Source organism: Thalassoglobus sp. JC818 (genome assembly GCF_040717535.1).
Taxonomy (GTDB): domain Bacteria; phylum Planctomycetota; class Planctomycetia; order Planctomycetales; family Planctomycetaceae; genus Thalassoglobus.
Genome location: NZ_JBFEFI010000025.1, coordinates 1 through 9316 on the forward strand (window position 1 = coordinate 1; position 9316 = coordinate 9316).

7 protein-coding genes are annotated in these 9316 nt (G+C 51.9%); 2 read left to right on the forward strand and 5 right to left on the reverse strand.

What is annotated here, in order from left to right:
* Positions 1–1185: 1185 nt before the first annotated feature.
* Both AB1L42_RS23680 and AB1L42_RS23685 read left to right on the forward strand, forming a co-directional pair.
* Positions 1186–1500, forward strand: coding sequence for a metalloregulator ArsR/SmtB family transcription factor (locus AB1L42_RS23680; RefSeq protein WP_367062662.1), 315 nt, complete (start codon positions 1186–1188; stop codon positions 1498–1500).
* 46 nt (positions 1501–1546) lie between these two features.
* The gene (locus AB1L42_RS23685; RefSeq protein ID WP_367062665.1) at positions 1547–2347 is read left to right on the forward strand and encodes a GTP-binding protein; all 801 of its coding nucleotides are present in this window, start codon (positions 1547–1549) and stop codon (positions 2345–2347) included.
* A gap of 301 nt (positions 2348–2648) precedes the next feature.
* On the opposite strand, the gene AB1L42_RS23690 is transcribed toward AB1L42_RS23685, so the two are convergent.
* From AB1L42_RS23690 to AB1L42_RS23710, 5 genes are all read right to left on the reverse strand, one after another.
* Entirely contained in the window at positions 2649–3734 is a 1086-nt protein-coding gene (locus tag AB1L42_RS23690; protein ID WP_367062668.1) for an ArsI/CadI family heavy metal resistance metalloenzyme, read from the reverse strand.
* Positions 3731–4954, reverse strand: a complete 1224-nt coding sequence (locus AB1L42_RS23695) for an MFS transporter (protein ID WP_367062671.1) — start codon at positions 4952–4954, stop codon at positions 3731–3733. Before AB1L42_RS23695 ends, AB1L42_RS23690 begins: the two co-directional genes overlap by 4 nt.
* 66 nt (positions 4955–5020) lie before the next feature.
* Positions 5021–5869 (reverse strand): phytanoyl-CoA dioxygenase family protein, encoded by an 849-nt coding sequence (locus AB1L42_RS23700; protein ID WP_367062674.1) that lies wholly within the window; start codon positions 5867–5869, stop codon positions 5021–5023.
* Positions 5859–6911 carry a DUF1559 domain-containing protein gene (locus tag AB1L42_RS23705; RefSeq protein ID WP_367062677.1) on the reverse strand — a complete coding sequence of 351 codons (1053 nt, stop codon included), beginning with the start codon at positions 6909–6911 and terminating at the stop codon, positions 5859–5861. The genes AB1L42_RS23700 and AB1L42_RS23705 overlap by 11 nt, the downstream gene beginning before the upstream one ends.
* Positions 6912–7585: 674 nt before the next feature.
* Entirely contained in the window at positions 7586–8575 is a 990-nt protein-coding gene (locus tag AB1L42_RS23710) for a hypothetical protein (protein ID WP_367062680.1), read from the reverse strand.
* Positions 8576–9316 lie beyond the last annotated feature (741 nt).

A 9316-nucleotide genomic window follows, 5' to 3' on the forward strand; every position in this document is an offset into this window, starting at 1 on the left:
AGCGTTTCTTTCATGGGAATGAGAGTCTGATCTCATTCAATCTGTGCCGAAATTCCCGAAGCCGTGGACTCAACGCGATGCTGCTGTCCGTCACTATCTTACAAAGCCAGAATTGAATGAACTCTAGTGAATTTTCGCATGAAGCGTCCCAAGGGATGGAAACATGAGCAAACAGTTGGCGATTTCTGGCGATCCCTGTTAGCACTATTCTTCAGTTATGGTCTCGGCGCCGGAACCATCTGAAAATCGGTTCCATGCCCGGAACCGATTTTGTGGCGTCATGCATCGAGGGACAAGAAATATCCAGACGGACAAACCAAAGAACATTCCCGTTGAGGCTGATTCTTTTACAAGTGGTCGAAATTGGAAAGTCTTTCTACCAGCCGATGAATCAAATTGTTGCTGCACTCATTCGGAAACCGGCTAGTCATCGAACGGAAGTAATCGATCCTGTGTTGCTCGATGTAAGTCGTCGTCCCAATCATCGGTTTCATCAGCTGTGTCGACTTGCCGTAACAAAACTAAGCCTGATACCGTAACCGGTGAAGAGATTCTAAGGTCAATGAAAGATCTTCGTAAGACCTTTGCCACGTACTACGACCAGCAAATTCCCGAATCGTCAATCGAGATGCTGGGCCATTCAGTTGGGGACGATCACTTATCGTCACTATTCTCGTCGAGACCCGTTGGCGTTTAAACCAATCATGACTTTGCCTCTGCAGTCCACGTTCTCAGCACTTGCAAATCCTATTGATCGTGAATGTCCGTGCTGTCGCCGTGAACTTTGAGGTGCCAACCTGGCTAAACTAAGTAAATCATTCGTCGATGTGTCCCCCGCAAGATACAAGAACCGCGCAAGAGAAGCGTTTCCTGCACTAGACCTGCACTCCTCGGATCGAACTGATCAACTCAGCGATCGATGCTACCGGATGTACTTCCGAACTCAGCGTTTCCTACTTTGGTCGTAACGACCGCAGCAGTTTAGAGAAGGAGCGAAAATACTGAAGTTTCACCAGGTTCGACAGATTGAAACCAACTTCAATTGAGTTCTATGCCCCGGATCGATGTCATTGCGTGGAGTGAGTGCGGCCCGAGCACATCCAGCAATTGCCCCAAACTGATCGGTGCGATAACATTCTGATACACTTCAGAACGTATTTGTAACTTTGCAACGGATTTTGAACAGTGACTCAGGATGTTTTTCAAGCGGACTATTGTGCTGAACGGCTCAAGGCGCTGAGTGATCCTCATCGGTTGCGGATCGTGGCTGCGCTGCGTTACGGCGAACTGACTGTGAGTGATATTGCCGAACTGCTGGAAACGGAAATGGTGACGATCTCACACCATCTGAAAATCATGAAGCACGCCAATCTGGTGGAAGTGCGCCGCGAAGGGCGGTTCATGTACTACCGGTTACATGCTGATTTGCTGCAGTCGAAGGGTCGTGGAGGCAAATTCCTCGATCTCGGGTGCTGCCGACTGGAAGTTCCCGCCGGCTAACATCACGCGAAGTCACTGACGTACATTATTCGAAAAGAATAATCAGATGAAACCAGTCTATATCATGATTGGTGGCTTCCTCGGAGCGGGGAAGACCACAACCATTTCCCGCTTGGCCCGACATTTCATGGAACAAGGGAAACGGATCGGAATCGTCACCAATGACCAGACAACCGACCTTGTGGACACACACAGCCTGCGGTCTCAGGGCTTCGATGTTGGAGAAGTTGCGGGATCGTGTTTCTGCTGCAATTTCGATGCATTGACATCGACAGTCGAAGAGCTTGGCGAAGGGAGTCTACCCGAGATCATTCTCGCGGAACCTGTCGGTAGCTGCACAGATTTGGTGGCCACGGTGATTCGACCGCTGACTGAAGTCTACGGTGTTCCGCTCGACATTGCTCCCTACGGTGTCATCCTGAAACCAAGTCACGGTCTCCGAATCCTGCGTGGCGACAGTGGGAGTGGATTCTCCCCCAAGGCGAATTACATTTTCCGCAAGCAGATCGAAGAAGCTGACTTCGTAGTCATCAATCGAATCGATGAACTCGTCAGCGAAGACGTCGATAAACTTCAGAATCTGATCGAAGCAGAATATCCGGGAAGACCTGTGCTGCGGTGTTCTGCCAGGACAGGCGAAGGCTTCGATGGATTGCTGGCCATGCTGGAGCAACGAGGGCAGTTCGGACGACGAGTTATGGAAGTGGACTACGACGTGTTATGCGGAAGGGGAAGCAGAACTCGGCTGGCTCAACAGCCAGGTCGTTGTAGAAGGAGCATCGGAGTTTTCGCTGGACGAGCTGCTGATGAATCTCATCAGTCGAATCCACAGACGATTGGTCACTGAGGAGTCTGAGGCAGCGCATCTCAAGGTTATTGGGATGTGTGATCTGAGCTATGCGGTCGCGAATCTCGTGAGTAACGCAACCGGTCCGGAACTTTCACTCGCGTCTTCAGCAAAGACTCGATCCGCAAACGTTGTCGTCAACGCACGAGTGGCAACTGACCCATTTGTTTTGGAGCAGATTGTCGGCGAAGAATTGGCGGCCGCGAGTCGAGACCGGGAACTGACACATCAGATTGTCTCACTGCAGAGCTTTCGGCCAGGGCGACCAGTGCCGACACACCGAATCACGTCGTAAGCTGCGTCACGCCGTCCACGAGATCGGAGATGTGGCAGCCTCCAGTACAACGATCAGATCACCCATCGGTGTTGTTTTCAGTTCATCGACAACTCCACGCGGAAGTTCTGTTCGACGTCCACGTCGCAGAACGTCCTCGGAATCCAGCTTGATTTCGGGAAACGGACCACGGAAAACAACCGGGACCATCTCCGCATGATTGTTCACAGGCTTAATGGCTTCGATCTTTGTCTCTCGCAACTCGGCGTCGCCAGCTGTGAAACAAGCGCGGGGACGATAGGTCGTGAGGCGAACAGAACTGAGTCCAGCTATCTCGATAGCATCAATCAGGCTGTTGAGGCAGGGAACCGATTTCACGACGGATGCTGGCCCCGGTAGTTCAGGGACCTCGTCAAGGTGTCGATCCGCTGTCAGGCAATGAATGTACAAAGTTCCGCCTGGTTTCAGGGCTGTCGCGGCAGACTTGAGAAACGGTTCAAGTTGGCCTTCCGTATCGGGTCCGTTGAATGTGCCCTGCAATGCGACGTTATCCAGTGAGGCCTCCGCGTAATCTACCGGAATCTCTAGCGGACTTCCCAGACGGTGTTGCCATCGTGAGGCTCTCTCTGGACCAGGCACATCACAGGCCATCGAGTTTGAAGCAAGTTGAGGCGGCACGTCGGTTCCCATGACCGAGTCTGCACTTTGCCCCGCGCCACGATGCTCAATGTCCCCTTCCAGAATGTACATTTCCCAGAGGGTTCCATCAGGGTCATGCAGCCAGAACTTGGTTTGCCGTGAATAACAGCACTCGACTCCTTCTTCCCGCTCACTGCGGATCCCGGCAATTTCTAATCGACGCTGAACAGCCACGAGTTCCTCCGCGCTCTGGAACTTGAATCCCAAGTGATTGAGCGTACCACGGTCAGTCGGGTTGATGGGCTCCAGAGAAAATGTCATCGGCGGATTCTGCAGCTCGAATTTTGCATAGTCTCGCTGATGTTTAGCGGGCGGCGTGTTGAACACCTTGCTGAAGAAGACGACGGAACGATCGATGTCGGACACATTCACGGAGATATGAAAAGTGACTGGACTGTCTGAGAGAGATGTCATGTGGAATTTCCGAATGTTGAAGGGTGTCGGGGTAATGACGTGAACCAGGCGATCGCTGCATTTAACAGCACGACGGCTGCCAGCATCCACAGCAAGGGATGGTAGGATCCACTCCACTCGCGAGCTTGCGCGAACAGAAGAGGACCGAATGCTGAGGCGATCACTGTCAGCATCTGAGCGTTTCCTTGAATGCGTCCCAAGTACGACTGGCCGTATAACTGGGACCATGTCGAAAAAAACAGCACCGTGAGCATTCCGCCGGAGACGGCGTTAATTCCCACGTAGATGACGACGTCCGTATAGGTCGAGAGTTGTGTCAGCCAGGCCAGCGAGACAGCCAACAGCAGCAAAGCCACCGAGAGAAGCCGATTCAGGGGAACGTGGATGCCCAGCATCCCGGCAGCGAGTTTGGCAAACACGCCAATAGCGGTTCCCATCGCCAGCGATTCGTAATAGACCTCCTTGCGAAATCCAAGATCGACAAGAATCGATTCGTTAAACAGAGAGATCCCTGACGCGATCATTCCGTACAGTGAAATACCGCCAGCTGCGACCCAGAACATCGCAGTTGAAAGTGCTTGTTGGTGAGTGAAGTCAACGGACTGCGAGTCGCGACCTTTGTTCACCGCTGATCGAATGTTCGTATCCCACGGCTGATTTCTGTCCCGAGCCAGACATGTCAGCACGATCGTCAAACCTACGACAGCCCACCCAAGGACTCCCCAAAGCAATCTCCAGTCAACGTTGGCGTACTCTCTTCCGACCAATGCTGCAGCGATGAAGCCACCAGCCATCAGGATAGAGTAAACAGCCATGGGCAGACTCACACTTCGGTCAAACCACTTCCCGACGATCGTTATGCTCACAACGGACAGAGCGCTCTGTCCGAGTCCTCGGGTCAGTAGAATGGCCACGAACAAAAAAAGAATTGAATTCAGCCGCGTCATCGCAAGAACAACGCACCCAAGCGCCAACATGACACTACCGAGAGTCAGCCGAATCCCGTGTCGGTCAATGAGTGTGCCCATCCCGAGACAAAACAGCGATCCGAGGAGAGTGGCCCACAAATTCATCTGGCCATAAGCCGTACGGGTCAACCCCAGCGTTGGGTCTGTTAGCAACCGTTCTGTGATCATACCAAGGCCGTGCGTGCGACCCGGAAGTGTCGCCACCATCGCGAGCGAAGCAACGACCACCATCACCCACCCATACCATCTCACAGAACTTGTACATGTAATTGAATCATGTTGGTCGACAATCTCCGCTTTACTCGCGCTCATAAGAATTCACCGGAAATACAGAGCTGAGCGATCCGGTCCGGCGCCGCGACATTGCAGATAGTCATGAAACTCCACGTAGTGAGTCTCGCGCTGGTGACCGCCGTCCGATTCGGCGTTGTAACTCAGGTACAACTGCCGTCTCCACGACTGGGACCGATTGGAAGAGGAGCGGTGCGGCGTGAAACCGTCAAACACAGCGATGTCACCTGGCTGCAACTCAAGCGGGACACATCGAGACTCCTCAACCGCCGTATCAGGCAACTGATGATACTGTCCATCCTGCGGCGTCAGCGGTCCCTGCCGATGATAACCGGGGAACACTTCAGTGCAGCCATTCTCTGCGGTCGATGGATCAATCGGGATCAGAACAGTCAGAAAGCTGCGCGGGAAGCCAGGCCAGGAAATCCAATCCTGATGCAATTCATAGCCTTTGGTTCCCGGCTGTTTGAAAATTAACTTGTCTTTGAAGAGACAGGCCGGTTCCCCATAGAGACCATGAAGGATCCCCATCAACCGCGGGTCGCCGGAGAACCGCGCGCAGTCGGGGCTGAGATCAATCACGGGGTCGAATGTCTCCCAGAGTGATTCCGATCCGTCAAAAGTCTCCCGAAAGCGGCAGCGCAGATTGTTTCTGTCGATCAAGTGCTGCTCGCGTGTGAGTCGCCAAGCATCGACAGACAGAGCCGCCACTTCAGAGGCCGTGAAAACTTCGCGAATAACCACGTACCCAGATCGTTTCCACAGGTCAATCTGCCCCCGCGACAGAGGTACGGTTCCTGAGTGATTCACCATTCCCTTTCTGCCAGCATCTACGTTTCCCTGCGAATCGTCGACCGAGTGTTGACTAAAATTCACCAACAACCTCCCCGCCACTTCGTGTTGCCAAGCTGCGCCAGATCCCCATGTCGATACTGTCACTAATGAAGCGGGCAGATCCGTCGCAGAGCAACAGATTCACTCCTCCTGAATGTCGGCTTCTAGCGGCCTTCCAGCCCGAGGCTATGTACCCAAGGCTCGCCGGCCCGTTGGCGACACAGTCATAGTTGCTGCTGTTGGGGCTGTAGTAGTGGTTGTAAGAGGCGCAGCGAATTTCTCCGGAGTACCACGAAAATTGCCGCGGATCGGCAGAGTTGTATGTCGTTGCAGCTGCACAAGTGACGTCAGTGATGCTTTGACCAAACTGAAGATTTCGGTAGACCTCTTGCTCGGAGCCCGGAGGCGCGGAAGAACCGCTAACCATTGGTCCGGTGCCAAGCAGGCTCTCTGACATCGCAGCGGTATTGCTCGATCCATCCCGAATTTGACTAATTCGGATCCCGGAATCTGCAAAAAAGACACCATCGGCATCGTACGGAGAACCATGATTCACACCAGCTGGGTCAATGCCAGTTCCCATGTTGGCGCAGTAGTTGGTCGGTCCGATACCCTCGGTCACTCCCCAATTCATCGACACCTTCTGAGATGAATCAGAAGGGCACAGATAAAGCGGAACAAGCGTGGCGGCAGCTAGGCGATTGTTGCCATCCGGAATAATCCATGCGCCGTCTACGTTTTGATACGTGGACGATTCTAGGTTCAGAAGACCAAACACCGCTGACTGCTCGAGGAACGGCGTGAGGTATGCCATGACTCCCCAGTTACCCCTGGAGTACCCAATGTAACCTCCTGATCCAGGTCGTCCCCCGGGGATGAGATTCGGTGGAAGTCGACTGTGCACGTCATGATAGTTGTGCATCGCGATCCCGAGCTGCTTCAAGTGACTCTTGCACTGCAAGCGACGTGCAGCCTCGCGCGCTTGCTGAACGGCAGGCAACAGAAGTGCGATGAGAATGGCAATGATGGCGATCACAACCAATAGCTCAATCAGAGTAAAACCACGACGTGAGACCGTACGCATTCGAACGTCCTCCATGAAGAAATGAGTAGTTGATCGTGTGGAACTAGTGATCAATCGGCCCAGTCTTCTGAGTGATGACACAAACACGACAACATTCTTACGATCGTTAGAGTACTAGGTGTTCGAGGTTTTGCAACAGCACATCGAAATCAACTCTGAAACCTTTCGCACTTCGAGTGATGCTCTTGGATTACACTTACAATCAAATGATGGAATCGAGCAGACTCCAATGGAGAGCTCTTCTTGAGCGTTTCACATCACTTTGGCCGAAACAGATCACACACCTTTGCAACCAACGTCGGCTTTATTAACCGCTGTGTGTCAAAATCCGCGACGAGATGGTCGGCAAAGTTTTGTCTACACACTGAAGGCAACATCAAAACTCACTGTCAGAGTCCGTGACTTCCTCGCCAGTCCGATGACTCTGTACCATTTGCATGCAAAGTGGTGCTTGATCGCAGCCGCTAGAACCCCGGGTTCCACTACGGGGCATTCGTGATCTTGATCTTCAAGAAGCGAGCATTTGTTAGTGCCAGTTCCAGAGGTTGATTTCTGCTTGAGTCGCTGGCCTGACGTTTAGGATTTCGATTGAGAACTCGCTGCCGAATCGCCCGTGCTCATTGGCGTAGAGTTCTGTCAGGGCGGGGCGAGTCGGCTGGGGGACCTGCTCTTCATCAGCAATCTACGATCCAATCAGATTCGTCCCAACCGTCTTCTGTAGCGTAAACATGCATTCTGTTGACGATCCCATCGGCGTCGACTGAGAATTCGACGAGATGTGGCCAGGATTCGACATGGAAGCGAGTTTCGTCGATGGGAATCAATCGTACTTCTCGAAAACGACCAATCGGACCCTTTCGGTTATCGAATGTCGGCTCTTCGACCGTAGCCACAAGGCAGTGGTCATTCAATCGAACTTGAGTTGCCAATCTGGGATCTTCAACTGCAAGATAACGACCTTCAAAACGACTCAACGACGTTGCCAGTGCTGAAGCTTGAGACAGTGGAATGTCTAAGTAATTGAGCAATTCCGACTTTCGGGTATTCCAATTCTCCTCAGTGACAACTTGCCGCAATTTCGAGATCGAAAGCTGCTCAAAAATACGGTCTGAAATTTCATCGAACTCTTCCCAGAAAGCGATGAACCCAGTGTAACCGCTAAGTTGTCGGTTCTTCGTGAAGGGATAGTTGTCGTGGGCTGCGACCCAAAGGTTGAGAAGCTCTTTTCCGCGTTTCGCAACAATTGTGCGAAAATTCTCCGCGATGTCGAATGGCTTTGAATAAACAAACACAGCATCGAAGTTGTGGATCACCTCTTCGATTTTTCGGATGAGATCTAAAATCTGATTGCGATGGCAGTCGAAAATCAACAATGATCGAACATGATTTTGGAGAATGGAAACGTCAAAAACTTCAACGCCACCAGTATGCTCTAACCGTTGCAAGTGACTGTGCCAGCGAATGATGACGTCATCAAAGTATTCGCGCTGAGTCTGATACCGTTGAGGATCAAAAAACAAACGTAGCGGGTGGTCTGGACTTTCCTCATGCCACCAACGTGTGGTCTGCCCACGGGCTCTCATTTCAAGCAAGATGAATTGAGAGAGCGTCGACTTTCCAGTCCCGGGCATACCATCAACGAGAATCAACTTCGATTTCTGCACTTGTCGAAACTTTCCGTCTTGCAAAATGGCATATAGTGGAAGCCTCCTTTGCACTCGATTTCAACCCAAAAATTCAAGTTGTTCACCTGAAGGTATCGGATTGCGGAGGGAAACTTCCGCCACGTCGTCTGCGGATCTCTGCGAACCGAAATTCGAGACCAAAGGCGTCGTGCAACATGGATCAACTCGCTATTCGAATCATCTTCGAACGCCGTTGGATGGTATTTATACATTGAGAATTGCCACGAGAACGTTTGAACTCAACTCGCTTCGGCTAGATAAATCAAAAAACGGAGCAAACTCTTGATAGTGAAGCGGTGTCCACAACTTCATTCGTTTGAGTTTGCCAGTAAACCGCCATGGTCCTTTCGACCTAAGCTATTTCCCTGATACTGAAACCTGCACCGTGAAGCACCGTTGATCTTGCTACACCCGTTTGAGGTGACCGACGCAGATTGTGAATGTGGTCGTTTGTGACAAAGGACGGTTCGTCATGAGTTGCGAACAACGCTTGGCAAAAACTGTGAAGATTTATCAGACTGACTGCGCACTTTGCGGTCGGTAGTTCGCATTGCGGCAGCGAACGCCAACTCGAAGGTGCTTTCGGTTGATGCAACCGCAGCAGAGTTGCTGATCCCACCTTGGTTTTCGAGTTCTGCGAGTAGAGGTCAAGGGAGGTATGGACAAAGAATGCACTGCACCCTCACCAAGAGTTACAAACGCCGCATGAATCAGTCTTGC